This is a genomic window from Arthrobacter sp. ES3-54, assembly GCF_029504395.1.
GTDB lineage: Bacteria > Actinomycetota > Actinomycetes > Actinomycetales > Micrococcaceae > Arthrobacter.
This window is the reverse complement of record NZ_JAQFIF010000004.1, coordinates 136696-162888: the sequence shown is the minus strand read 5'-3', so window position 1 is coordinate 162888 and position 26193 is coordinate 136696. Positions and strand designations below refer to the sequence as shown.

Below are 26193 nucleotides of genomic sequence, written 5' to 3'. Positions count from 1 at the left end.
ATGACCGAACTCCAGGCACTGGCCCCCGTACCGATGACAGCAGCACAAGCAAAAGTCATCGGGAGTCTGGCGGCGCAGCTGCGGGTGGATTCCATCCGGTGCAGCACGCAGGCCGGCTCCGGCCACCCCACCTCATCGTTGTCGGCCGCGGACCTCATGGCGGTCCTGCTCGAACGCCACCTCCACTATGACTGGGACGAGCCCTCGCTGGCGACCAATGACCACCTCATCTTCTCCAAGGGCCACGCCTCCCCGCTGCTGTACTCCATGTACCGGGCCGTCGGTGTGGTCGAGGAGGACGAACTGATCCACACTTACCGGCAGTTCGGGGCCCGGCTGCAGGGGCACCCGACCCCGGTCTTGCCTTGGGTTGACGTGGCGACAGGTTCATTGGGCCAGGGCCTGCCGGACGCGGTCGGGGTGGCACTGGCCGGACGATACCTGGACCGGCTGCCGTACCGGACCTGGGTTCTGTGCGGGGACAGCGAACTGGCCGAAGGCTCCATCTGGGAGGCCCTGGACAAGGCCGCCTACTACAAGCTGGGCAACCTGACCGCCATCGTGGACGTCAACCGCCTCGGCCAGGACGGACCCACCGAACTCGAATGGGATATGGACCGCTACGCCCGGCGCGTCGAGGCGTTCGGCGCCCACCCTCTCGTCATCGACGGCCATAACATTGCCGCGATCGACGACGCCTTCACCCGTGCGAGATCCGATCCCGACCAGCCAACCGTCATTCTCGCCAAAACCATCAAAGGCAAAGGCGTTCCCGAGATCGAGGACCAGGACGGCTGGCACGGTAAAGCACTTCCAAAAGACATGGCCGAGCGCGCCGCCGCGGCCCTGGGTGGGCCCGGCAACCTGCGGATCACCACCGCCCTCCCCGGTCCCGGCAGGCCAGCGATCACGCGCAACCCGCAGGCAGCTGTCAGCCTGCCCCGTTGGGAGGTGGGTGAGGAGGTCGCAACACGGGCCGCCTTTGGCGCCGCCGTGTCCGCTCTGGCTGCCCGCCCGGAAATCGTCGTGCTGGACGGCGAAGTGGGGAACTCGACCCATGCCGGCGAATTCAAAGACGCCGCCCCGGAACGCTACTTCCAAATGTTCATCGCTGAACAGCAACTCATCGCCTCCGCGGTCGGGATCTCGGTCCGCGGCTACATCGCGTTCGCCGCGAGCTTCGCCGCTTTCCTGGTCTCCCGGCCCTTCGACTTCATCCGGATGGCAGGCGTCTCCCAAGCCAGCATCCGGCTCGTTGGCACGCACGCCGGAGTCGAAATCGGCCAGGACGGCCCGTCGCAAATGGCTCTAGAGGACATTGCCGCCATGCGGGCCGTGCACACCTCGAGCGTGCTCTACCCGGCAGATGCCCCCTCCACCGCCCAACTCGTCCAGACCATGGCCGACACGCCCGGCATCTCCTACCTTCGCGCCACCCGCGGCGCCTACCCGGTCATCTACGGGCCGGACGAAAAATTCCCGCTCGGCGGCTGCAAAGTCCACCACGCCGGCCCCAATGACGCCGTGACACTCATCGGTGCAGGGGTGACCCTGCACGAATGCCTCACCGCCGCCGGTCGGCTCGCCGAAGACGGGATCAACGCCCGCGTCATCGACCTCTACTCCATCAAACCCATCGACGCGGACACCCTGCGCAGGACCTGCCAGGCGACCCGGGGCAGGATCGTCGTTGCCGAAGACCACTACCCCGAAGGCGGCATCGGCTCAGCCGTCCTCGAAGCCCTCGCCGGCACGGACACCCACGAACTCCACGCCGTCCTCCTCGCCGTCAACGCACTGCCCACCTCCGGCAAACCCCAGGAACTGCTCGACGCCGCCGGCATCTCCGCCCGCCACATCACCGCGGCCGCCCGCAGGCTCCTGGACACCGCATGACTGCCGCTCCGATCACAGCCGGTCCAGGGCTGAGGAATGCTGTGAGGCGGCACGGAGAAGCAGCCTCGGCCGATACCTGAAATGTGTCAAGCTGGGTGACGGAATATCCGTTATCGGTAGTTAGCTATCACTTATGGACGACAACGCCAGCCCCGAGCCATCGGGTTTCGGGCGCGGGAAGTCGCCCACAAACGTGTGGAGAGCAACTAACTCACCCTCGTCGGCGTGCGTGCCCACAACATGCTGGAACCCGACGGCGGTGCGCCAGATCGATCCGTTGTTCGGGTTGATGCGAATGCCAATGCGCTTGTTGACGAGCCTACGGAATGCCGATTCGGTGATCAGCTTGCTGGGATCCAAGCCTTGCTTCTTGAGGTCCTCCTCTAAGTTCGTTTGGAATCTCCTCGGGTTTGAGAGGATGCCCTCACGCCGGACACGCACCGCATGGAGCACGGTGGGGTCCACATCGTCGGATGTGAACAGGTGATACCCGTATGTCGGGGCGTTCTCGAGTTCCGAAGCGTCTACCCAGGCAACGTAGCAGTCGTACGAGGGTGCGGGCGCGTCGTTTGAGATACCTCCCGACAGCTGAATCTGGGTCGCTCCCATCAGCTGCGTCACCATGCGCCCGACCGCGATGTCCCCGGAAATCTCGCTGACTACGTTCAGCCCAAGTGCTTTGAGACGGTTGGGTAACGCATCGCGGCATTCTGGATCGAATTCCGTGCGGTCGACAACAATCGTTTTCACCCCCTCGGGGCAGTAACTCATCAATTCCACGGACACACGGTCCTCCGGCGGCAGTGAGTAGCCCACGAAGGTCACTCGTGTGGCGACGGACATTGCATCCCGGGCGGTTTTCCACAGCGTCGGTACCACATACGCGCCGTAGTGCTGTGACTTTTCTGAGACGGGCGGGATGATGAAGCGGTCCATGTGCGCGATGAACTCCGGATTTCCTCGCGGCAGATTGGCAGTCTCGCCGTTGAACTTCCCGTAGTCGAAAGTCTGGAACAGCGTAGACCCGAACCCATCCCCGTCCGCCCGATACCAGTTCAACGATCCGTGGAGCTTTACGAGAGTCATCGATTCGAACGCCAAATTCGAGTTCCCGTCGCCCCAATAGACGGTCTCTTGACGAGGCGGCGCGGGGCTCACTACATCCATACCTCGGAGCACCTCTGCTGACTCTCGTGAGTATCCGACTGGGATGAGGGCGGTGTTGATGGCGCGCTCGACGAGGCAGTCGTAGTTGAACGTGATGACGACTGCACGCTCGGCGTGCCACAGGCGGACCAGCTGAAGCAGCCAATCCGGCGCGGGATCGGCGATGGCCTTGGCCTGGGCCTCGTCCAGGATGTCCGCGATCGTCTGGGTCACCAGTGCAGCGGCTGACCTGCGGGCCAGCACTTCAGCTTGGCTGAGGAACGGCATCGGGTCTAGCATCGCCGTCAGCCAATTCTCGAACGTCTGCCGGGCGCGCAGGTCGATGGTCACTTGGCCCGCCAATCGTCGCTGGAGCTCGACACCCAGCGCGTTGGTAATAGGCATGGCTTTGTGGACGGCCTTGGAGAACCCTGCACCGAGGATGTAGACGGGTCGGGGGGTGCGGGGTGAAGCGGGCATGGAGGGCCTTCCGTCAGGGCAAGAGGGGGCTACTGGCCGACGGACGGGTCGACACGTCGCAGCAGATTGGCGACAATGATGGAGGAGTCCGGCCGCGAGTCCAGCCGTACCCCAGTCGCAGTCCTGCCGATGCTTGACCTTGTGGCCGAATGCGATGGCCCCGCGTGTAAGCGAGCGTAGTTCAGCCTCGGCCGGGCCGACGAGAGACGTTGCAATGTAGGCGTCGAGTCGCGCCTTGGACTTGTCGACGGACGATTCGGGGCTGCCTGGCCTGCCGTGAACGTCGCGGTCGTAGAGGTGCCCAGATAGGTTCGCCAGCTATTCGGCGAACCGCCTGTCCTCATGGTTGCCAGGTAGTTGGCCACCTGCCTGAAACAGCTGGCCAACTACCCTGGAACAGGGCCATCTAAGTTGGAAAATGACCATGTACCGTGGAACCTCACAATAGCTTGTCCATCTACAGGAGATGTGAGACCCGAGGGTACTTGGCGAAAAGCGCCAGATGCGGACCACCGCGACTCCGCGGTTTTGGTGGACTACTGCCCATGTCGGCTGACTGACCTAGATGGCGAAACTGATAGGCAATGTGAAGTATCACGCTGTCAATAGCTGAAAGCTACACATCTTCGTGGCCACCTCATATAAGCGAGGAGGCTTGTACCGACGCGCCTTGCTTCACGAACTCGCCCAGTCTTCAGCGGGTATTCACTGTAGCTTTCGAGCCGGTTGGTCAGAAGGTCAGGGTTGGGCGTCGATCCTCTTGTTGCGTGCACGGATGAAATCCCTGCTGCGTTGTAAATACTCAAGGTATTCGTCGGGGTTCTTTGGAAGTGCCGGTGTCCTGAAGTTGTCGAACGGATGGAAGAACCGGATGGTGCAATCCTCAGTGATGAGGTCTTGCAGTACGAAGAATTCAACGTACCCATCAAAGTCCTTGAACAGGGCGAAGTAGTCTGAATACCTGTCCAGGACTTCTCCGAATTTGTTCGACGGCTCGCCCGAATAATGGCGGCGGATACATTCCAATGCCCCGCGGCAACGTCGAAGGCGACGGGCAGCATGGTGAGCTTCATCGACACTCTGTCGTTGGCGCCCCGGATTGTGTAGGCTCCTGCCATGGCTCGGCGCAGTTTTCTTCAGTGGCCGGTCGTCCGGCAGTTCAGTACGGGCGACCTGCTGGGCCGCGGCCCTGCGGTAACCTCCCCGCGGACGAGGGAGATCACGCCGCGGACGGCCACCGCAGACCGAGTCGTGCAGAGCGTGTGCCCGTATTGTGCCGTGGGCTGTGGACAGCGGGTCTACGTCAAGGACGAAAAGGTCGTTCAGATCGAAGGCGATCCCGATTCGCCTATTTCCCGTGGCCGGTTGTGCCCCAAGGGCTCTGCGAGCGAGCAGTTGGTCAACTCGCCGGGCCGGCAGACCGAAGTGCTCTACCGTGCGCCACGCTCCACCCAGTGGCAGCATTTGGATCTCGAAACTGCCATCGACATGGTGGCGGACCGCTTCATCGAAACCCGCCGCAGGACGTGGCAGCAGGAAGACGAAGAAGGCCGGCTGCTTCGCCGCACGATGGGCATAGCCTCACTGGGCGGGGCAACCCTGGACAACGAAGAGAACTACCTGATCAAGAAACTCTTCACGGCTGCCGGAGCAGTGCAGATCGAGAACCAAGCACGTATTTGACACTCTTCCACGGTTCCCAGTTTGGGAGCCTCGTTTGGACGCGGTGGTGCAACGCAATCACTGCAAGACATGGCCAACGCCGACTGCATCATTATTCAGGGTTCCAATATGGCCGAATGCCATCCTGTGGGATATCAGTGGGTTGCGGAGGCCAAGGCCCGCGGAGCGAAGGTCATCCACATCGATCCCAGGTTCACGCGCACCTCGGCCGTCGCGGACAAGCACATTCCCATCCGGGCCGGCTCTGACGTCGTCCTTTTGGGCGCGCTGATTAACTACGTCGTCACGCACGACCTGTGGTTCAAGGAGTACGTGAGCGCGTACACCAACGCGGCCACGCTGGTTCATGCCGATTACCGCGACGCCGAGGATCTGGGCGGACTGTTCTCCGGCTACGATCCGGAGACGGGAGCGTACGATACGGCGTCATGGTCGTACGCGGAACAGGGCGGAGGCACCATCGACGACGCTGGGGCTGGCATCGAGCACGGCTCCCATGCGTCGGATCGTGCCGCGGGAGACCAGTTCGGCAGCGGCGGTCCTGCCCTGGAACACGCCCAAGTGCAGCGTGACGATACCCTGCAGGACCCCCGGACCGTTTTCCAGATCTTGAAGCGGCACTACGCCCGTTACACCCCGGAGATGGTCCAGGACATGTGTGGCATCGACGTCGCGGACTTTGAGTATCTGGCCCACGCCATCACGGAAAACTCGGGGCGCGAACGGACAACGTGCTTTGCCTACGCTGTCGGCTGGACCCAGCACTCGCTCGGAGCGCAGTTCATCCGGGCCGCCGCCATCCTGCAACTTCTGCTCGGCAACGTGGGCCGCCCGGGCAGCGGAATCATGGCCCTGCGCGGGCATGCAAGCATCCAAGGTTCCACGGACATTCCGACCTTGTTCAACCTGCTGCCCGGGTACCTGCCAATGCCCAGCGCCGGGCGCCATGACACCTTCAGCGAATACCTGGATGCGATCGCGTCGAAGAAGCAGAAGGGCTTCTGGGCGGACGCCGACTCCTACACCATCAGCCTGCTGAAGGCCTGGTGGGGCGAGGCCGCGACCGCGGAGAACGACTGGGCCTACGATTACCTTCCCAGGCTGACCGGAGCGCACGGCACGTACCAGACGGTGATGGACATGCTCGAGGACAAGGTGGAGGGCTACTTCCTGCTCGGACAGAACCCCGCCGTGGGCTCGTCTAACGGCCGCATGCAACGCCTGGGCATGTCGCACTTGAAGTGGCTGGTGGTGCGCGACTTGAATCTCATCGAGTCGGCGACCTGGTGGAAGGACGGCCCGGAGATCGAATCGGGGGAACTGCGCACCGAAGACATCGAGACCGAAGTGTTCTTCCTGCCTGCAGCAACCCACGTGGAAAAGGCTGGTTCGTTCACGCAGACCCAACGGCTGCTGCAGTGGCGGCACCAGGCGGTGGCACCGCCTGGTGAGTGCCAAAGTGAATTGCAGTTCTTCTTCGAACTGGGCCAGCGGATCCGCGAAAAACTGGCGGGTTCGGAGGACGAACGCGACCGTCCGCTGCTCGACCTCACCTGGGATTACCCCACCGACGAGCACGGCGAGCCCGACGGCGAGGCGGTGCTAGCCGAAATCAACGGCCGCCACCTCAGTGGCCCGGACGCGGGCAAACCGCTCTCCGCGTATACGGAGCTGCGCCCCGACGGTTCCACGTCGGCGGGCTGCTGGATCTACACCGGCGTCTACGCCGACGGTATCAACCATGCCGCCAACCGGAAACCGGGCCAGGAGCAAGGACCTACCGCCTCGGAATGGGGCTGGGCGTGGCCGGCCAACCGCCGGATCCTCTACAACCGGGCGTCGGCCGACCCGGCCGGTAAACCGTGGAGCGAGCGGAAGAAATACATCTGGTGGGACCAGGAAGAGGGACGGTGGGTCGGAGACGACGTGCCCGACTTCCCGGTTGACCGTGCTCCGGGCAGCCAGCCCGACCCCGATCTCGGTGGTCCGGCCGCCTTGACCGGAGATGACCCCTTCATCATGCAGGCAGACGGCAAGGGCTGGTTGTTCGCGCCGACGGGCGTCGTCGACGGTCCTCTTCCCACCCACTACGAACCGCAGGAATCGCCGGTGGCCAACGCGCTTTACCCGCAGCAGCAAAATCCGGCCCGGCTGGTGTACCCCCGCGCGGACAACCTCAGTGCACCAAGCGCCGGTACCAGTGGCGCGGACGTCTATCCCTACGTCTTCACCACGTACCGGCTCACCGAACACCACACTGCCGGCGGAATGAGCCGCTGGTTGCCGTACCTCTCGGAGCTGCAGCCGGAAATGTTCTGCGAGGTCTCTCCCGAGCTGGCCGCTGAGCGCGGACTCGAGCCCTACGGGTGGGCCACGATCATTTCGGCCCGCTCCGCCATCGAGGCGAAGGTGCTCGTCACCCAGCGGATGAAACCCCTGGCCGTTGGCGGCCACACCGTCCATCAGATCGGGTTGCCCTACCACTGGGGCGTCGGAGCGGATGCTGTCGTCAGCGGTGACGCAGCCAATGACCTGTTGGGCGTGACGCTGGACCCCAACGTTCAGATCCAGGAATCCAAGGCCGCCACCTGTGACATCCGCCCGGGCCGCCGTCCGCGCGGGGCGGAGCTGCTTGCCCTGGTTGCTGAGTACCAGGCCCGGGCCGGAGCGACGACCGAGACCGGGAACCGACTCGTTACCCATCCGGGCGCGGAAAGCCTTGACCCGGGCCGCCGAGAGGACGGCCGCACCGACGGCCGGCCAGGATGATGGGCATCTTCACCGCCGGTCCGGCGGGGCCACACCATGCACCGCCTGCTCCGCCTGCACAACCGGTGCGCTCTGGTAGCGTTCCGGATACCGACTCGACGTTGGAGGATTAGATGGGCCAGCTGTCCGGACCGACCGACCCCGCCGCCGATGCCCGGTGGGAGGATCAGCAGCCCCGCAAGGGGTTCTTCACAGACACCTCCATCTGCATCGGCTGCAAGGCGTGCGAAGTGGCCTGCAAGGAGTGGAACCATAACCCCCAAGACGGGAACCTGGAGCTGCTGGAATCCTCCTATGACAACACCGGAGGGCTCGGCGCCAGCACCTGGCGGCATGTCGCCTTCGTTGAACAGGGCCAGGAACGCATTACCGAGGCGCGGGAGTCCGGGCGCGCGCTGGTCAATCTGGGCATGCCCCGCATCGGCCCTCCCCCGACGGCAGCGTCCGCCGGTCCGGACCTGGCGAACGTGGATACGACGCCCCCGGACACGGCAGACTTCCGTTGGTTGATGTCCTCTGATGTCTGCAAGCACTGCACGCACGCCGGGTGCCTGGATGTCTGCCCGACCGGAGCGCTTTTCCGCACGGAGTTCGGCACTGTGGTGGTCCAGGACGACGTGTGCAACGGCTGCGGAACCTGCGTCGCCGGGTGTCCGTTCGGCGTGATTGAGCGCCGCAGCGACGGCATGGTGGCGGTGGCAGCCCAGCGGGAGGAGCAGCACGCCAAGCATCCCGCCGTCCCCAACGTCGGCGTCGCCCAGAAGTGCACGCTGTGCTACGACCGCCTGGTCAACGATGAGACGCCCGCTTGCGCTAAAGCCTGTCCGACGACATCCATCAAATTCGGCAACCACGACGACATGGTGGAGACGGCCCGGGAACGGGTGGTCTCGCTGCACCAGCAGGGACTCACGGAAGCCAGGCTCTATGGTGCGAACGAACTCGACGGCGTCGGCGGAACCGGAGCGGTCTTCCTCCTGCTCGACGAACCGGAAGTGTATGGACTTCCGCCGGATCCGAGAGTGCCCACAGCCGATCTGCCGCAGATGTACCGGCGGGCCGGTATGGCCGTCGCCGGCATGGTCGCCGCTGCGGCGCTGGCTTTCCTGGGAGGGCGCGCGTGACCCACTCTGAGTTCGACAGCTTTCGGCCGCCCGAGCCTGCCCGCCGTCGTCGGGCTGGCGGCAAGCGCGGCACCGGACGCCGCGACGTCGGTGACGGTTCCCGTGAAATGCCTATGGTCCCGGAGCCGGAATTCACCTCGTACTACGGCCGTCCGGTGGTCAAGCCGGCACCCTGGACCGAAGATGTGGCCGCCTACCTGTTCCTTGGCGGTGTCGCAGCCGGTTCCGCGCTGCTTGGTCTCGGCGGGCAGCTGACCGGGCGGCCGACGCTGCGCCGGAATGCCCGGCTGAGTGCCTTGACGGCGGTGAGCTTCGGTGCTGTTGCCCTGGTGAAGGATCTCGGCAGGCCGGAGCGCTTCCTGAACATGCTGCGGACCATCAAGCTGACCTCACCGATGAGTGTGGGCTCGTGGATCCTGAGCGCGTTCAGCGTCGGCACGGCCGTCTCGGCGGCAGCGGAAGTCGATCGGATGACCGGGGCGCGGTTGCCGCTGGGTCCGTTGCGGAACTTGCTGCAAGCGGTCGAGGGACCGGCGGGCTTCGAGGCCGCGCTTTTCGCCGGACCGCTGGCGGCGTACACGGCGGTCCTGCTCGGTGACACGGCCACACCCACCTGGAACGCGGCGCACGAGGAATTGCCATTCGTTTTCGTGAGTTCCGCGGCCCTCGCTTCTGCCGGGCTCGCGATGATCACGACTCCGGTCCAAGAGGCGGGTCCGGCCCGAAAACTTGCTGTGCTGGGCGTGATGGGTGACGTGGTTGCTATGCGGGTGATGGGGCACCGGATGGACCCGGTGGTGGCCGAGCCCCTGCACCAGGGCAAGGCAGGTGTCATGCTGAAATGGAGCGAGCGGTTGGCGGCTGCCGGCGGACTGGGGACACTGCTGGGCGGACGCAACCGGGCGGTGGCCGCGGCTTCGGGACTGGCATTGCTGGCCGCCTCGGCGCTGACGCGGTTCGGCGTGTTCGAGGCCGGCCTTTCCTCGGCCAGGGACCCGCGTTACACGATCGAACCGCAGAAGAACCGTCTCGCCGCCCGCCGCGCCGCCGGCATCACCGGCGATTCGATCACTACTGCCGGCTGACGGGTCTGCCGTGGTTTAGGTGATCTTGGCTTCAGCGGATCTCGATGCCCTGGCCGACGACGGTATGCCCGATCACTGGATAGCCGGGCACCTCGCCGACGACGAGCAGGCCGCCGGAGGTCTGTGCATCGGCCAGCAGCAGCAGATCGTCTTCGGTGACGCCCGCGGCGGGCCGTAGGTGCGGTCGAACCCAATCGAGGTTGCGCCGCGTCCCGCCGGAGACAAAGCCCTCCCGCAACGCCTCCCGGGCGCCCTCGACGAGTGGCACCGCCGTCCGGTCGATCACTGCCCCCACTCCGGAGGCGCGGCACATCTTGTACAAATGTCCAAGCAGGCCGAAGCCCGTCACGTCCGTGGCCGCACGCACGCCGGCCGCCACCGCGGACTCGGCGGCGTCGCGGTTGAGACGCGACATCGTCGCTACCGCTTCCGCGAACACTTCACCGGTCTGCTTGTGCCGGTTATTGAGCAGTCCGACGCCGATCGGCTTGGTGAGCGTGAGCGGCAGCCCGGGCTGGGCGGCGTCGTTGCGCAGCAACCGGTCGGGATGGGCGACGCCCGTGACCGCCATGCCGTACTTCGGCTCCGGATCGTCAATCGAATGCCCGCCAATCACCGGGCACGCCGCCTCGGAGGCGACGCTCAGGCCGCCGCGGAGTACTTCAGTCATCAACTCCAGCGGTAGCACGCCGCGGGGCCAGCCGACGAGATTGATCGCCATGATCGGGCGGCCGCCCATCGCGTAAATGTCCGAGAGCGCGTTGGCGGCAGCGATCCGGCCCCAGTCAAAGGCATCGTCGACCACAGGAGTGAAGAAATCGGCGGTGGACAGTACCGCCAGGTCGCCGCGCACCAGGACGGCTGCTGCGTCGTCGCCGCTGTCAAGACCGACCAGCACGTCCGCGCCTGGCTGGCCGGTAAGGCCGCGCACCGCTTCTTCGAGCTCGCCGGGCGGAATCTTGCACGCGCACCCACCACCGTGGGCATAGCCGGTGAGCCGGACTGCGCCGACGCCGTCGTTGTTAAGTTGCGGAATAGACATCTCGGTCTCTTTCACTCCCCTAGGTTACCCCCGTGGGCGATCTGCTAGATTGATCCCGGAGGCGTCCGGGTCCTGGTGGGCCCCCCGGTCTTCAAAACCGGTGAGGCTGAGTATCTCGGCCTGGCGGGTTCGATTCCCGTCCGCCTCCGCCAACCACCGGCATGCAATGCCGCGGAAGGAAGAGGGACTGTGGACCAGGTCGATCCCCGCCGCCTGATTCCGCGCACCGACGATCTGCTGGCACTGCCGGCCGTCCGCGCGGCCCGGAAACGCCTGAGTGCACGGCTCATCCGCGAACTCGTCCGGCAAACCCAGGAGCAGGCGCGGCGCGGTGAACTCGATCCCGGCCAGGTGGAACCGGCCCTGCTGGCCGCCGTCGCTGCCCGCACGGCGACCACCCTGCGCCCGGTGCTCAACGCAACCGGCGTAGTCGTCCACACCAACCTCGGCCGCGCCCCGCTGTCTGCGGCCGCGGTTGAAGCACTTGTCGCAGCCAGCGGCTACGTCGACGTGGAGCTCGACCTGGCAACCGGCAGCCGTGCCCGCCGCGGCGCCGGTGCCCGGGCTGCATTGCTCGCCGCCTGTCCCGCTGCCGAGGACGCGCTGGTGGTCAACAACGGGGCTGCGGCGCTGGTGCTGGCCACCACGGCCCTCGCCGCCGGCCGGGAGGTGGTGGTGAGCCGCGGCGAACTGGTTGAGATCGGTGCCGGCTTCCGGTTGCCGGACCTGATCGAATCAACGGGCGCGACGCTGCGCGAGGTGGGCATGACCAACCGGACGCACCTGCGGGACTACGCCGACGCCCTCGGACCGGCCACCGGCTGCGTACTCAAGGTCCACCCGAGCAACTTCCGGGTGGACGGATTCACCTCCGCTGTTCCATTGGACGAACTGAGCCCGCTGGCAGCCGCGCACGGGGTTGCCCTCGTGGCCGATCTCGGCAGTGGACTGCTGGCGCCCGATCCGCACCTTCCCGAAGAACCGGACGCTGCCACCGCGCTGGCCAGCGGGGCCGACGTCGTCATCGCCAGCGGCGACAAACTGCTGGGCGGACCCCAGGCCGGTTTGCTGCTCGGCCGGACGGAGATCATCTCCCGGCTGGCACGCCACCCGCTCGCCCGAGCGGTACGTGCCGACAAACTTGCCCTCGCGGCGCTGGAGGCGACGGTCGCGGGCGAAGCACCGCCGGTTGTCCGGGCCCTGCACGCGGACCCGGAGTGGTTGCGGAACCGTACCGACCGGCTCGCCGCGGCCCTCGGGGTACCGGTCGTCGCCCACGACGGCCGGGTCGGCGGCGGCGGAGCACCCGGTGTCGCCCTGCAGGGGTGGGCGCTCCGGCTCCCCGAAGCGCTCGCGGGCCACTTGCGTACCGGCGACCCGGCCGTGCTCCCGCGCGTCCACGACGGCTCCTGCCTCCTCGATCTGCGCTGCGTGCCCGAAGAGGACGATGACCGGATACTCGACGCGGTGCGCCAGGCGCTGGCGACCCTCACGGGTTCGGATGCAGGCAGGGCGGGCTGAACCGTGCATGTCGTTGCCACCGCCGGACACGTCGATTGCGGCAAAAGCACGCTCGTGCGCGCGCTTACCGGCATGGAGCCGGACCGCTGGGAGGAAGAGCGGCGCCGTGGGCTGACCATTGACCTGGGCTACGCCTGGACCACGTTGCCTTCCGGGCAGGATGTTGCCTTCGTGGACGTACCGGGCCACGAACGATTCCTCGGGAACATGCTCGCCGGAATCGGACCCGCTCCCGTCGTCTGCTTCGTCGTCGCTGCCGATGAAGGCTGGCAGGCGCAGTCAAGCGACCACCGGGACGCCGTCGCGGCGCTGGGCATCGAGTACGGCGTCATAGTCGTAAGCCGGACCGACCGGGCGCCCGGGCAGATTGGTGAAGTGCTCGCCCGGACCCGCAGAGAGCTGGCCGGGACAGGCCTGGCGAATGCGCCCGCAGTGGCTGTGTCTGCCGTCGAGGGCACCGGCCTGGCCGAACTGCGTGCCACGCTCGACGGCGTTCTGGCCGGGGTGCCCGCCCCCGCCACCACAGGGCGGCTCCGGCTGTGGGTGGACCGCTCGTTTACCATCAAGGGTGCCGGAACCGTCGTGACCGGAACATTGGCAGCGGGAACGCTCGCTCAAGGTGACCGGCTGCAGCTGCTCGGCCACGATGGTTCGCGGTCCGTGGTGGTCCGCGGCCTGCAAAGCCGCGACACGTCATACTCTTCGCTGGGGCCGGTCAACCGGGTGGCGCTGAACCTGCGCGATGTTTCCGCCGCCGACGTCCGCCGGGGAGACGCGCTGCTGACTCCCGACGCGTGGCCCGTCACGGGCGTCCTGGGCATCCAGCGCACTACCGGCGTGGCCTATACGGACGTACCGGAGCAGCTCGTGGTGCATGCCGGCACTGCTGCCGTGCCGGCCCGGCTGCGCCCCTTCGGTGCCGACCACGCCCGGCTTGTCCTGGACCGGCGCCTGCCGCTCGTTCTCGGAGACCGTCTGGTGCTGCGGGACCCCGGGACCCGCACGGTGCTGGGCGGCGCGCAGGTGCTCGACGCCGATCCGCCGGCCTTGCGGCGGCGCGGGGACGGCGTCCACTGGGCTGAGCGGCTCGCAGGCATGGACGCCGCCGGAGACGTGCTTGGGGAAGTGGCAGGCCGCGGGGCGGTGCAGGAAGAGCACCTGCGTCGGCTCGGGCTGCTGTCTGCGCACGAGGCGGCGCCCCCCGGCGTCCGGGTTCTCGGCGACTGGTGGGTGCACTCTCCCCTCTTCGAGGCATGGCAGCATCGGCTGCGCACGGCCCTCGGGGAACTGCATGAGCGCGATCCCCTCGCCCCGGGCCTTTCCCGGGGCGCGGCCCGGGACCTCCTCACCCTGCCCGATGAGCGGCTTCTTGACCCGGTCATCCGCGAAGCGGGTCTCGACCAGGAGGGCGGCCACGTCCGGCTTCCAGGCACCAAAGGCAACCTTGGCGCCGTCGGGCCGGCGGTCGCCGAGCTGGAGCGCAGGCTGACTGCAGACGCCTTCCACGCCCCGGAAGCCGATGAGCTGGCCGCGCTGGGCCTGGGCGCCCGGGAGCTCGCTGCCGCCGAGCGCACCGGGCGGCTGTTGCGGTTGCGCGATGGGGTGGTGCTGCTGCCTACGGCACCGGCCTTTGCGATGCGCGAACTGGCCCGCTTGGAGCAGCCCTTCACCACAAGCCAGGCACGCCAAGCCCTCGGCACAACTCGACGGGTCGCGGTTCCGTTGCTTGAATATCTGGACTCACGCGGCTGGACCCGGCGCCTGGATGCCGGTCACCGCACCGTGGTGCGGTGACCCGGGGCGCTTAGCCTCTCGCCCCGAAAGGCGGCCCAGCGGATCGAGGTGCTGCTCGATGGTGGGCAGGATCTGGAGTGGGCCCTGGACATTGAGGGTGTGGTGTGGGTGCTGCAGGCCCGTCCCATCACCCGCCGCGCGGCCAGCACACCCGAACCGGCTCCAGTCGACGGTGTCCGGACTCTGGCTGCGGGGACCCCGGCCAGTCCAGGTATCGCGCGAGGGCGGGTGCGGATACTGTCCGGACTGGACGACTTCGCCGGATTCAGGACTGGCGAGGTGCTGGTTTGCCGTGCCACTTCCCCGGCGTGGACGCCGGTGCTGGCCCGCGCGGCCGCAGCGGTCACCGAGACCGGGGGCATCCTCGCGCATGCAGCAATTGTGGCCCGTGAACTGGGTATTCCCGCCGTTACCGACGTACATGGAGCCACCAGCCTGCCCAATGGCGCCCTGGTCCTGGTCGACGGGTCCCGAGGCACCGTCACTCTGTTGGAGGACGAATGAGCGAGACCAGCACTCCTGACCTTTTGGTGCTCCACGCCGTGCGCGTGTTCGGGTATGCCAGCACCGAGCGCGTCATCGCCCGCGCGGAGCTCGAAGAGGGCCCGGTCCGAACGCTGCTACTGCACGCACAGGCGGCCGGGCACGTCACCTGGACCCGTTTCGCAGACCACAGCGGCTGGTCGCTGACGGAAGCCGGCAAGGCTCACGGCGAGCACCTGCTGGCCGCCGAACTCGACACCACCGGAACACGTACCCTGGTGCAGGAGGTACTGGACGGGTTCGGCCCCCTGAACAACCTGGTTGCCGGCGCATGCACCCGTTGGCAGCTGACCGAGATGGGCCTGGCCTAGCCCCCGGCCGACCTTGAACACGTGCTGGCCGACCTTGCCCGCGCCGCTGACGGACTGGCTAGCCTCGAGGCCCGCCTGAGCGCGGGCCTGTCCCGCTTCGACGGTTACCACGCCCGCTTCACAGCTGCCGTGGAGCACGCCCGTCAGGACACGGCCTGGATCAGCGATACCAACCGGGACTCGGCTCACCAGGTCTGGTTCGAGCTGCACGAAGACCTGTTGGCCACCCTCGGCAGGCCACGCTGACGCGCAGGAACCTGACCCACGAGCAGTGGAGAATCGAAGACAGGCGCCCGGAACATGGCTATAAGCTGACGCTCTTTCGGGCGCTGAAGGCTTGCTGGTGGCGGTAGAGGGTTGCGCGGCTCCAGCCCACGAGCCGGGCGGCGTCTTCGGCGGTGCGTCCCTTTGCGCGGGCGTCCTTGGCGACCGCCAGCTTGTCCGCGATGACGGCCGGGTCCGCTAAGGGCCGCCCGAAGCGGGCCCCGTTCCGCCTCGCGGCGGCGATACCGGCATTGACCCGCTCGACGATCAGCTCGCGCTCATACTCAGCCAAGGTAGCGAGCATATTCAGCATCATGCACCCGGTCGAGGTCGTCGGGTCAATCCCATCGGCGATCGAGCGCACATGGACACCCCGGTCGCGCAGCAGCGTTACTGTGTTGAGCACGTCGATCAGCGACCTGCCCAACCGGTCAACCCGCCACACCACGACGGTGTCGCCCTCCTCGGCGTACTCGAGGAGCCTTTTCATCCCGGGTCGTTCGATTGCCGTCTTGCTTCCAGAGGTCACGTCGGCGAAGACGTCGCGTTTCTGCACGCCGGCGGAGACCAGGGCGTCGAGTTGGAGCTGGGCGTCCTGGCTAGAAGTGCTCACGCGCGTATATCCCAGTTGTCTCACTAAGCCATTCTGACTCGGAAAGCCCTCGGAGCGCCCCCGATGAGACGATTTATGGTGAGATTTTAGCGAGACATCGGCGAGCTCGACTTTCTCAGCCGTTCGGCCGGCTCATCCGGCCCTGGGTCGGTGTCTTGTTGATTACCGAGACATCATCTTGCCCCGCAGCGGTACGGGTGCCGGTGATCCGGGCCGTCCTAACGGAACATGCGAAGAGCGCCCAACGGATGTACAGCCCTGCCATGATCACCCGAAAAGTTGCAGGTTCCGGTTGCCGCAAAGGAGTTGACCTGGTGGAGAAATTCGGGGAGATCGTGTCATGGGTGTATTGACGGCCGTTCCTGGGCGCCGACTAGTGCAGCCCGCCGGCGCCGCCGGGCATGCCGGCCTTGATCAGCTCCATGACTGAGGAGTCCGCCAGGGTGGTGACATCCCCGATCGGCCTGTCCTGCGCCACGTCTTTGAGGAGCCGTCGCATGATCTTGCCGGACCGGGTTTTAGGCAGCTCGGCTACGACCATGATTTGCCGCGGCCGGGCGATTTTGCCGATTTCCTTGGCCACATGGTCGCGCAGCTCCTGCACGACCTCCGGTCCGCCGTGGCCCGCATCACCGCGGAGGATGACGAAGGCGACGATGGCCTGCCCGGTGGTGTCGTCAAGGGCGCCGACGACGGCCGCTTCGGCCACCTTCGGATGGGCGACGAGCGCGGATTCGATCTCCGTGGTCGAAAGCCGGTGCCCGGCCACGTTCATCACGTCGTCCACCCGGCCGAGAAGCCAAATATCCCCATCCTCGTCTTTCTTCGCGCCGTCCCCCGCGAAGTAGAGCCCCGGGAACCGTGACCAATACGTCTCCACGTACCGGTCGTTGTCACCCCAGATGGTGCGCAGCATGGATGGCCAGGGTTCCCTGAGTACCAGATAGCCGCCGGAGCCGTTGGCAACCGGTGCGCCCGCGTCATTGACGACGTCCGCTACGACTCCGGGCAGTGCCCTCATGGCGGCGCCCGGTTTGCCTGCCGTGACTCCCGGGAGCGGGCTGATCATGATGGCGCCGGTCTCGGTCTGCCACCAGGTGTCCACAACGGGCGTTTGGTTGTGCCCGATGTTCTCGCGGTACCAGATGTATGCGGCCGGGTTGATCGGTTCGCCTACGGTGCCGATCACGCGCAAACTCCTGAGCCCGTACTTGGCCGGTATCTCGGGACCCCATTTCATGAAGGTGCGGATGGCGGTCGGGGCGCAGTAGAGAATGGAGACTTTGTGCTTGTCGATGATTTCCCACCAGCGGCCCTGGTGCGGGGTGTCCGGCGTGCCCTCGTACAGCACGGAGGTAGCACCGTTCGCCAGGGGGCCGTACACGATGTAGCTATGCCCGGTAACCCAGCCGATGTCCGCGGCCGTCCAGAAAATATCGGATTCAGCCTTGAGGTCAAAGACCGCCCAGTGGGTGTAGGCGCATGCCGTGAGGTAGCCGCCGGTGGTGTGCAGGATGCCCTTGGGCTTGCCCGTTGTGCCCGAGGTGTACATCACGTATAGGGGATGTTCGGCGTCGAAGGTCTCGGCGTCATGATAGGCGGAAGCCAGATCAACCGATTCGTGCCACCACATATCGCGGCCCGGTGTCCAGTCGACCTCCTGGCCTGTGCGGCGGACCACCAGGACGTTACGAACGTCCGGGCAGTCCAGCAGGGCCTCGTCGACCGCGGGCTTCAACCCACTGGCCTTGCCGCGGCGGTAGGCGCCGTCGGAGGTTATGACGATCCGCGCGTCGCAGTCGTGGATTCGCGTCCGGAGCGCGTCCGCAGAAAACCCGCCGAACACGACTGTGTGCGGTGCCCCAATTCGTGCGCAGGCCAGCATCGCCACGACGGTTTCCGGAATCATGGGCATGTAAATGGCCACCCGGTCTCCGGGCCTGACGCCCAGATCGCTCAGCGTGTTCGCTGCCTGGCAGACCATGTGGGTGAGCTGGGCATAGGTGATCGTACGGGTATCCCCACCTTCACCTTCAAAGTAGTACGCGACTTTGTCTCCGCGGCCGGCAGCCACATGCCGGTCAAGGCAGTTGTAGGCGGCATTGAGCCTGCCCCCGACAAACCACTTGGCGAATGGCGGATTTGACCAGTCCAGAACCTCACTCCATTTCTGAGACCAGTCCAGCCGCTCCGCCTGCCGCGCCCAAAACGCCAACCTGTCGGCCGCGGCCTCGTCATAGTCCGACGACGTGGCGTTGGCCTGAGCGGCAAAGCCCTCGTCCGGAGGAAAGCGCCGCTGTTCGTGCATGAGGTTTGCCAGGGTCTCATCCGATTCTGTTGGTCCTGTAGCCATGGCCTGTCACCGTCGTCCCACCGGAAGCACAGTCCGTTTGTAGGTGGAGTTCGCGACCACCGCCAGGGAGCAGTACCAGGCAATCAGCGCCGTCACGATCCCCAGCCAGCCGCCCAGCATCGTCAGCCCGGTTGCCCCGGAGAGAGCGCCCAGAAACAGAGCAATGAAGGTCAGGGTCAAGAAGACGAAAACGGCAAAGACGCCCATGCTGACGCGCCAAGCGGAAATCGTCATGTAAGCGGTAAAGATTGCCCAGCCCAGAAGGTAGAGCCCAACAGCTTTGCCGGCGTCCGCAGCCGGAAGGCTTCCCGCGCTGAACTGGCTCAAGAACCAGAAGGACAGCCAGAAGGCCCCGTATGAGCAGAAAGCCGTCGCACCGAAAACGTTGCGGTTCGCAAATTCCCAGATCCCTGCGGCGAACTGCGCCATGCCGCCATAGAACAGAGCAAGTCCCAGTACTACCGGTTCGACCGCTTTGGGGATCAAGCCGGCATTGATGACGCTGAGGACAAACGTCGTCATTGCGAAAGCGCCCAGACCTAAAGCTGCCGGATCGGCAAAGGGCGGGCTCCCCTGGGGAGCCACAACCGCATCTTGGACTGGTACGGGATTTTCAGCCCTGCGACCACTTCCCGCCGGGGCGGTCCCCGCCGCGGAGCTTGATTCGACACTCATGGCACGACTCCTTGGTCAGCACCAGCATCATCGCTGGTGACGTGCACGGATGGTTACTGATTAGTGCTGTGTTTGTGTCCCGGGATCGGCGTCGGGTTTGCGGGCGGGATCCACCATGCCGCCCTCGCCGTAGTTGCCCTCCGGGTACCGCCCGATTTCGGAGGCAGCGATGCGGCCCGGTGTCGATCCGGCATCGCCGTAGTCGGCCTTGACATAGCGTCCCGACTCCCGGGCCTTGCTTCCGAGCGGTTCGGGCAGTCCGCCTTCGCTGCCGGCCGCGCCGTAATCCCCTTCGATGTATTGGCCTTCCTCGTCGTCCGTATGGCGGCCGCGCTGCACGCCTGCCTTGCCATAGTTTCCTTCGACGTACCGACCGCGCAGGTCTGGTTCTTCCGGCTTGTTTTCCGGTTCTGTCTCATCCGGGGTGTTTTCGAAGCCGCTGTTGTCGGTCATGTTCGTGCCTTTCCCGAAACGAACTCTGCGCCTTCCGTGGCGCAATTTATGTCTAGCGAGGACCCCCGCTCCTCGACAGAATCCGCCTCCGCGCCTGCTCGGCCGCCGGGACGGGGCGGCAGGGGCCGGTCCGGAGGTGCCGTCCACAGGTCTTTAGACTGTTGCCTAGGGTCACTATCGGCGTAGCATAAATGTACCGAAATTGTCAACCCGTACAAATGAAGCAGATGACTCGAGGAGGCACTCGCGATGAGCGATATCAGTCCACTCAGGAATACGGTCCGTAACGGCAGCGGCCTCAAGCAGCTGGGCGGCACCTGGGGTGAACTTCTTGCGGAGTTTCTCGGCACGTTTGTGCTGATCTCCTTCGGCGACGGCGTCGTGGCCATGGCGGTCGCCGCGTTGCCCGGGTCCGGCCGGGCAGCAACATCGACGACGATCTTCATGGCCGCCGGAGACTGGCTGCTGATTACCTGGGGATGGGCCCTGGCGGTGACGATGGCAATTTACGTCGCCGGCGGCGTCAGCGGCGCCCACATCAACCCGGCGGTGACCGTCGCCTTCGCACTCCGGCGTAAATTCCCCTGGAAAAAGGTGGGCCCGTATATCGTGGCCCAGGTCCTGGGCGCCTTCGCCGGCGCGGCGATGGTGTACCTGCTGTATCACGACGCCATCGACGCCTACAACAAGGCCGTCGGCACCGGACGCGCGGATCCGAAGGGGCTGGCCAGCTACTCCATCTTCGCCACCTTCCCGGCACCCTACTTCAACGGCAACGCCGCGGGCCCGCTCGTGGACCAGATTGTCGGCACGGCGTTCCTCCTCATGTTCGTGGTGGCAATTATCGACATGCGCAATACGGCCGTTCAGGCGAACCTGGGCCCGTTCATGATCGGGCTGGCCGTGGCAGCCATCGGCATGTCGATTGGCGCGAACGCCGGCTACGCCATCAACCCGGCCCGCGACTTCGGACCGAGGTTGTTTGCCTGGCTGGCCGGATGGGGGCAGACGGCGCTGCCGGGCACCGTCGACGGGGCCTTCAGCTGGTACTTCTGGGTGCCGATCGTCGGGCCCTTCATCGGCGCAGCGATCGGTGTGCTGATCTACGACTGGTTCATCGGCGACATCCTGCATGCACGCGCCAGGTTGCAGGAATCCACGCCTCCAGGCCGGGCAGGCCGAGAGACGCCGCCAGCCACCGAATCCAAACGTCCGGCGGAAAAATAGAGGCCCCCTAATTCCAACCGGCCTCGACACGGACAGACAGACTCTCCGCGCAGCTGCAAATTTCCAGCCTGACTACTCGCCTCTTCCCGGAGCTCCGGTTCCGGGAAGCCCGTGCTCGCCGAGTGGGCGAGGCTGGATTTGCCGGTCAGGGCCGAGTTCATGCGGCCAGGTCCGACGATGTGCGGGCCCCGCCCCCAGCAACGACTTAGTCCACCGGCTACTGGTCCCTCCTCATCTGGCCGTTGCCTCGCAGGCACCCACAGCTCAGTTGCCGGGACAGTGGACGTTCGATCCTCCGGCCGTGGGTTTCCGCCGGGTGCACCGCAATGTCCCCGGGTGAAGGGGCGGCCCGGGCGCGTTCCAACGCCACACCCGGGGCCAACCACCACCGCGCCACCCACCCGTTCGCGGGCGAACTCGCCGCGGCATATCAATACCTACGTCCGGGAAAAGAGCAAGGGCAAGAGTCCTATGGCCCACCAGACGACGAATGCCCGTTGCCAACTTCCCGTTGGGACGCCGAACAGGAGTGTTTAGCCGCTCACGTATTTCGACATCAGCTTTTCGGCGACCGCGACACCCAGGGATTTGGCGACCTCCAGGGCTTGGTTAACGTGGCGCGCGAAGCTCACGCCGGGGACCTTCTGGGCGCCTGCCGCCAGTGGGGATTAGGATGTCGCGAGCCGCGCCTCGGGAATCGTCGGCTCGAACAGTTCGATCGGATTGCCCGAGGGGTCTTCGATCAGTACCTGATTTCCGCCCACGCCCGTCACGATGTCATTTCGAAACTGCACACCTGCGCCGCGGAGGGTCCGCACGGTTGCCGCGAGGTCGGAGACCTCCAGCGCGAACCGGTTCCACCCGCCGGGCGCGGGCCTGGTGCCGTCGGGCATGCTCTTGCCTCCTCCGCCCTGGCCGCTCGGAGCGCTGAGCAGCAGCCGCAAATCACCGCGGTCGAGCATGGCAAAGGGCGGGGCGGGATGCATGACGAGCGTGAATGCCAGATGTTCGCGGTAGAAGTTGATGGCGGCGTCGACATCATCGACGATGTAGCGCACGCTTACGGTGGCCATAAGGAGACCTCCTTGCTCTGCACTCAGGAATACGCGCCACGTCCCTGCCTGTCAACGCGCCGGGCATCAGACACACCCACGACCGCTGGAGGCAGGACATAAAGGCAGTGGTTGTCGGGGCGGGCATAGCGGGCCTCGTCGCGGCCCGCCAGCTCGGCTTGGCCGGCTGGGACGTCGAGCTCCTCGAGAAATCGGGCGCTCCGCGCCCCGACGGCTACATGATGGACTTCTTTGGTCCGGGAGTGGAGGCGGCGGAGCGGATCGGCCTCTACCCGCGGCTCGCAGCGGTGGCCTACCATGTCGAGGCAGCCGAGTATGTCGATCCGGCAGGACGCCCCACGTCCAGCCTCGACTACGACCAATTCGCCCGGCTTGCCGGCGGGAAGGTCCTGAGCCTGCTGCGCCCCGACATGGAGCGAGCCGCCCTCGCTGCGCTCGAGGACGTGACCCCCCCCCCCCCGCCGGGTGCACGTCCGCTACGGGGCGCCGGTCTCCCAAGTATGGAGTGATGACAACGGCGTGCGGGTCGCCGTCGATGACCTGCCGGACGTGACGTTCGCCGCGGACGTCCTCATCGGCGCTGATGGCATCCATTCCGGAGTACGAGCCCGGGTCTTCGGCCCCGAAGAGGAGTACCTGCGCCCCCTGGGCATGCGTGCCGCAGCATTCATCGTGACCGAACCGGCACTGAATGCCCGCTTCCGGAACCGGTTCCTCCTCACCGACAGTATCAACCGAATGGCCGGGCTCTACAGCCTCCGCTCGGACGAGGTGGCGGCATTCATGGTCTACCGGGATGCCACAGACCCGACAGGGCACCAGCGGTCCGGGAACCCGCGGGAGCGGCTTCGCCGCGAATTCGCCGGACTCGGCCACACGGTCGACCGGCTCCTCGAACTGTGCCCAGCGCATCCGTATGACGATGTCGTCGCGCAGATTGTCATGCCCGGCTGGCAGAGGGCGCGGACCGTTCTCGTGGGGGACGCCTGCGGGGCCGTGTCGCTCCTCGCCGGACAAGGCGGCTCGCTCGCCATCGCCGGCGCCGCGCTACTGGGAGACGTCCTCGGACCCGTCGCCTCACCCGAGGGGATCGGCTCAGCCCTCGCCGAATTCGAACGACGCTGGCGACCCGTGGTCGAGGGCGCGCAGGCCGCCGGCAGGCGAACCGCGTCCTCGTTCCTCCCCGCAAGCCGGACCCAGCGTCTCCTGCGCCGGTGGATCATACGGGCAACCCATCTGCCTGGAATCGACCGGCTGGTGGCCCGCCAGATCGTGGGCAGAATCGCCAAGTAGGCCGGGCCGAAACTGGTCGCCGTGGAAGCAGCCGCCCAGCGGGCGAGGACCACGCCATTGTTCAAAGTGAGGGCCGACCCGGTAATGAGCCGGGCCAGTCATATCGACTGGCGGTAGCCGAAGAATTCGTGGTCTTCGTTGTACCCTCCGAAGCCGCCGCCGAGGTGGTCGAAAGTGTCGACGAATTCTATTCCTTTGATCCATTTGACCATTTTGAAACCGAGTTGGTTTTCGTTGCGGAGCCGCAGCGGGGCTCCATGTCCGAACGAGAGGGGTTCTCCGTTCATGTCGTAGGCGAGCATAGTCAGTTCATAACTCATCTGTTCGAGCGGGTGCGCGTCGTAGTAGATGCCCTTCTCGGGCCCGTCGCCGAGGGAATAGAACACCACCCATTTCGCCCCGGGTTTGGGCTGGACGAGATCGAGGATGGCCTGCATCGAGACTCCACCCCATTTCGCTACCCCTGACCATCCCTGGATGCAGAAGTGTTGGGTGATCTGCTCGTGGTAGGGCATGGCACGCAGCTGCAGCAGGTCCAGCTCGACGGGGTTCTCCACGAGGCCGTCGATTTTCAGCCGGTAGCCGGCGAAGTTTCCGTCGAAGAGCGCCTTGTACTCTTCGGAGTCCGGGTATTGGCCGTTGTGCCAGAGGTAGGGGGAAATGTCGTCCTCGGTGTATTGCCCCGGTTTGGCGTCGATGTGTTCGAACAAGCGCTGCGCCGGTCCGATCAACGCAGACCCGGCACGCTGGATCATGCGCGGATGGCGGATGGTCAGGGGCGTCGCGGCTACCCAGCCGATGACGACCACCGCCATGGACAGTACGAAGATCCAAAAACCCGCCCAGGAGCCGTCGTTGCGGCTGGCAAAGATGTGGTTGAGGTTGTTCCGGGCCCCGGTGGTGAAGACAAAGGTCACGTGGATGATGATGAACAGCAGGAACCAGACCAGCACAAGGAAGTGGATCGATCGGGCGGCCTGGATGCTGAGCACCGTGCTGATCCGCCGGAACCGCGTTGAGAGTGCCGGGGACATGCCGAGTCCGGTGACCAGGGCCAGTGGGGCGGCGATGAAGACGGTAACGAAGTAGGTGAGCAGTTGCAGGCTGTTGTAGTTGGACCATCCGCTCTCGGCCGGCCAGTCCAGCGACAGGTACTGGATCGCCACCGACAACGCATTAGGGAACACGTCCCAGTGCAGGGGCACCAGGCGCATCCACTGCCCGGTGGTGAATAAGAGAATGTAGAAGACAATCCCGTTCGCCAGCCAAAGGGTGTCGACTCCCAGGTGCCACCAGCGGGCAAGCCCGATCGAGTGCCGAAGTCCGGGCAGACCGACCTGGCCCGGGAGACTGATGGAGTCTTTCTTCGCCGTCCACAACGGGTCAGCGGGAACGGGCTTTTGCACCCGGAACCAGTCCCGGCCCGGAGTGCTGTGACGGGTCCAGTACAGACGGGGGTGGTCAGTGAGAATCTGCGCCCCGGAACGAATGATGAAAATCATGAAGAACAGGTTCAGAAAATGCTGCCACCCCAGCCAGGCCGGGAACCCCGACGGCGCGTCGGCGGGGAGTTCTGACATCCCCGGGAACTGACGCATGAACGACTGAACCTCCGGCAGCTCACGCAGCCCCTTCGCCACCGCGACGCCAGCAATCAGGAGCACGAATCCGATCGGGAGCAACCATAGCAGGTTGAACCATTTGCTCCCCACCCGCACCCGTGGAGCTATACCGCGGTCCTGCGGGATGGTCCCCGCGAAGGTGGCCGGATCGATGACGTCAGCGCCCTCGACCAGCTCGTCCCGGAAGCTGTGCACAAGCCCCGGGGTCACCGCCGACGGGGCAGGTGCGGGGAGATCCGACGGCACCGGAGGATTAGGACTCATGGTGCAGGCTAACAGAGAAGCAGCCCCTCACCCGCCGGGTCTGGTCAGGGTGGAGGATGACAAGAGAACCGAGCACCTGGCACGAAAAGCATAAACCTTCCCTCACCCGCGGGCAGCGGGCCGCGGACGCGGCCAGGCATCCGCGGGACCCACACTGGCACAGCGCGTCGACTCCTTCAAGCCGGGTGTGCCCGATGTCGCCGGCCCCGCCGTCGATGCCGTGGTAGACGGAGCCGTTGATGACCAGGCCCGTGCCGATGCCCGTTGACACCTTGACCAGGCAGTGGGCTTCGCAGGAAGGAGCGGCGGCGGAATATTCACCGAAAGCCATGGCATCGGCGTCGTTTTCCACGAACACCGGGACGGGCAGGGAGTCCTGGAGGTGTTCGATGACGGGGTAGGCGTCCCATCCCGGCATGATCGGGGGCTGGCTCAGCCGCCCGCTGTGCGGATCCACGGGCCCAGGGACGGAAAGACCGACTCCGGAGAGCTGATCGCGGGAATTCCCCGTGCCTTCCAGGAGGCGGTCGAAGGCGGCGGCGAGGCTCTTGAGCACCCGTTCGGGTCCGTCGGTGATGGTCACGTCAAGGCTCTCCTCGGCCAGGACTGCGCCCGCAAGATCAGTTACCGCGACCCGGGAATGGGTGATGTCCACGGTTGCGACGGCCAGCACTGAGTGGTCGGTGTCTTGGGCATAATCGCTATCCTTCACAAAAAAGGAAGCGGCATCAAACCCGGTACGGTTCAATTAGCCGTTCCCGGGGTCTCTTAATCCCACACAAATCGTTGCTGTGAGACTGCCTGTGGTTGGACGACATTTCGAGACAGCGGCGGTCCTTGTCGCGCAGGGAACTCCTGTAGCCCAGGGCGAGCCCGCCCGCCTGTCTTATTAATGGATCGTAATTGAGATGTCAGCTCCTTGACCGGCGCAGGCTTCGTCAGTGAACCGTGGTGCATGACAG

Annotated in this window: 21 protein-coding genes and 1 tRNA gene; 13 read left to right on the top strand and 9 right to left on the bottom strand. The window is 65.7% G+C overall.

Annotation, left to right across the window (positions count from 1 at the left end):
* On the top strand, positions 1-1896 hold the full coding sequence (locus M2428_RS09245; RefSeq protein ID WP_277525660.1) for a transketolase: 1896 nt from the start codon (positions 1-3) through the stop codon (positions 1894-1896).
* Between the two features lie 120 nt (positions 1897-2016).
* Here the strand turns inward: M2428_RS09245 and M2428_RS09240 are convergent, their stop codons facing one another.
* The gene (locus tag M2428_RS09240) at positions 2017-3393 is read right to left on the bottom strand and encodes a hypothetical protein (protein WP_277525659.1); all 1377 of its coding nucleotides are present in this window, start codon (positions 3391-3393) and stop codon (positions 2017-2019) included.
* 1245 nt (positions 3394-4638) lie between these two features.
* On the opposite strand from M2428_RS09240, the gene fdh reads away from it, so the two are divergent.
* The 3 genes from fdh (at position 4639) to nrfD (ending at position 10183) form a co-directional block, all read left to right on the top strand.
* On the top strand, positions 4639-7974 hold the full coding sequence (gene fdh, locus M2428_RS09235) for a formate dehydrogenase (protein WP_277525658.1): 3336 nt from the start codon (positions 4639-4641) through the stop codon (positions 7972-7974).
* 113 nt (positions 7975-8087) lie between these two features.
* Positions 8088-9098 (top strand): 4Fe-4S dicluster domain-containing protein, encoded by a 1011-nt coding sequence (locus M2428_RS09230; protein WP_277525657.1) that lies wholly within the window; start codon positions 8088-8090, stop codon positions 9096-9098.
* Entirely contained in the window at positions 9095-10183 is a 1089-nt protein-coding gene (gene nrfD, locus M2428_RS09225; RefSeq protein ID WP_277525656.1) for an NrfD/PsrC family molybdoenzyme membrane anchor subunit, read from the top strand. Before M2428_RS09230 ends, nrfD begins: the two co-directional genes overlap by 4 nt.
* A gap of 31 nt (positions 10184-10214) precedes the next feature.
* Here the strand turns inward: nrfD and selD are convergent, their stop codons facing one another.
* The gene (gene selD, locus M2428_RS09220) at positions 10215-11225 is read right to left on the bottom strand and encodes a selenide, water dikinase SelD (protein ID WP_277525939.1); all 1011 of its coding nucleotides are present in this window, start codon (positions 11223-11225) and stop codon (positions 10215-10217) included.
* A gap of 57 nt (positions 11226-11282) precedes the next feature.
* Here selD and M2428_RS09215 point away from each other — a divergent pair.
* The 6 genes from M2428_RS09215 to M2428_RS09185 all read left to right on the top strand — a co-directional run bounded on the left by M2428_RS09215 (position 11283) and on the right by M2428_RS09185 (position 15640).
* Positions 11283-11377: transfer RNA gene (locus tag M2428_RS09215), tRNA-Sec, on the top strand.
* A gap of 37 nt (positions 11378-11414) precedes the next feature.
* Positions 11415-12746 (top strand): L-seryl-tRNA(Sec) selenium transferase, encoded by a 1332-nt coding sequence (gene selA, locus M2428_RS09210; protein ID WP_277525655.1) that lies wholly within the window; start codon positions 11415-11417, stop codon positions 12744-12746.
* Positions 12747-12749: 3 nt separating this feature from the next.
* Complete coding sequence (gene selB / locus M2428_RS09205; protein ID WP_277525654.1) at positions 12750-14540, top strand: selenocysteine-specific translation elongation factor; 1791 nt, start codon at positions 12750-12752, stop codon at positions 14538-14540.
* A gap of 48 nt (positions 14541-14588) precedes the next feature.
* The gene (locus M2428_RS22235) at positions 14589-15044 is read left to right on the top strand and encodes a PEP-utilizing enzyme (protein WP_346780733.1); all 456 of its coding nucleotides are present in this window, start codon (positions 14589-14591) and stop codon (positions 15042-15044) included.
* Positions 15041-15394: a hypothetical protein gene (locus M2428_RS09190; protein ID WP_277525653.1), complete on the top strand. Its 354-nt coding sequence runs from the start codon at positions 15041-15043 to the stop codon at positions 15392-15394. Before M2428_RS22235 ends, M2428_RS09190 begins: the two co-directional genes overlap by 4 nt.
* Positions 15395-15415: 21 nt before the next feature.
* Complete coding sequence (locus M2428_RS09185; protein WP_277525652.1) at positions 15416-15640, top strand: hypothetical protein; 225 nt, start codon at positions 15416-15418, stop codon at positions 15638-15640.
* Between the two features lie 58 nt (positions 15641-15698).
* Here M2428_RS09185 and M2428_RS09180 read toward each other — a convergent pair whose 3' ends face one another.
* The 4 genes from M2428_RS09180 to M2428_RS09165 form a co-directional block, all read right to left on the bottom strand.
* The gene (locus M2428_RS09180; protein WP_277525651.1) at positions 15699-16295 is read right to left on the bottom strand and encodes a recombinase family protein; all 597 of its coding nucleotides are present in this window, start codon (positions 16293-16295) and stop codon (positions 15699-15701) included.
* A 349-nt stretch (positions 16296-16644) separates the two neighbouring features.
* The gene (gene acs / locus M2428_RS09175; protein WP_277525650.1) at positions 16645-18624 is read right to left on the bottom strand and encodes an acetate--CoA ligase; all 1980 of its coding nucleotides are present in this window, start codon (positions 18622-18624) and stop codon (positions 16645-16647) included.
* Positions 18625-18630: 6 nt separating this feature from the next.
* Positions 18631-19209 carry an acetate uptake transporter gene (locus M2428_RS09170; protein ID WP_277525649.1) on the bottom strand — a complete coding sequence of 193 codons (579 nt, stop codon included), beginning with the start codon at positions 19207-19209 and terminating at the stop codon, positions 18631-18633.
* Positions 19210-19359: 150 nt separating this feature from the next.
* On the bottom strand, positions 19360-19752 hold the full coding sequence (locus tag M2428_RS09165) for a hypothetical protein (RefSeq protein WP_277525648.1): 393 nt from the start codon (positions 19750-19752) through the stop codon (positions 19360-19362).
* Positions 19753-20001: 249 nt separating this feature from the next.
* Here M2428_RS09165 and M2428_RS09160 point away from each other — a divergent pair, with 249 nt between their 5' ends.
* Positions 20002-20979, top strand: a complete 978-nt coding sequence (locus M2428_RS09160) for an MIP family channel protein (protein WP_277525647.1) — start codon at positions 20002-20004, stop codon at positions 20977-20979.
* Between the two features lie 668 nt (positions 20980-21647).
* Here M2428_RS09160 and M2428_RS09155 read toward each other — a convergent pair.
* Positions 21648-22052, bottom strand: a complete 405-nt coding sequence (locus tag M2428_RS09155) for a VOC family protein (protein WP_277525646.1) — start codon at positions 22050-22052, stop codon at positions 21648-21650.
* 107 nt (positions 22053-22159) lie between these two features.
* Here M2428_RS09155 and M2428_RS09150 point away from each other — a divergent pair, with 107 nt between their 5' ends.
* A complete protein-coding gene (locus tag M2428_RS09150; protein ID WP_277525645.1) occupies positions 22160-22561 on the top strand; it encodes an NAD(P)-binding protein in 402 nt (133 codons plus the stop codon).
* Positions 22562-22571: 10 nt separating this feature from the next.
* On the top strand, positions 22572-23345 hold the full coding sequence (locus tag M2428_RS09145) for an FAD-dependent monooxygenase (protein ID WP_277525644.1): 774 nt from the start codon (positions 22572-22574) through the stop codon (positions 23343-23345).
* 98 nt (positions 23346-23443) lie between these two features.
* Here M2428_RS09145 and M2428_RS09140 read toward each other — a convergent pair whose 3' ends face one another.
* Positions 23444-25231, bottom strand: coding sequence for a molybdopterin-dependent oxidoreductase (locus M2428_RS09140; protein WP_277525643.1), 1788 nt, complete (start codon positions 25229-25231; stop codon positions 23444-23446).
* Positions 25221-25943, bottom strand: coding sequence for an ROK family protein (locus tag M2428_RS09135; RefSeq protein ID WP_277525642.1), 723 nt, complete (start codon positions 25941-25943; stop codon positions 25221-25223). Before M2428_RS09135 ends, M2428_RS09140 begins: the two co-directional genes overlap by 11 nt.
* Positions 25944-26193: the final 250 nt, after the last annotated feature.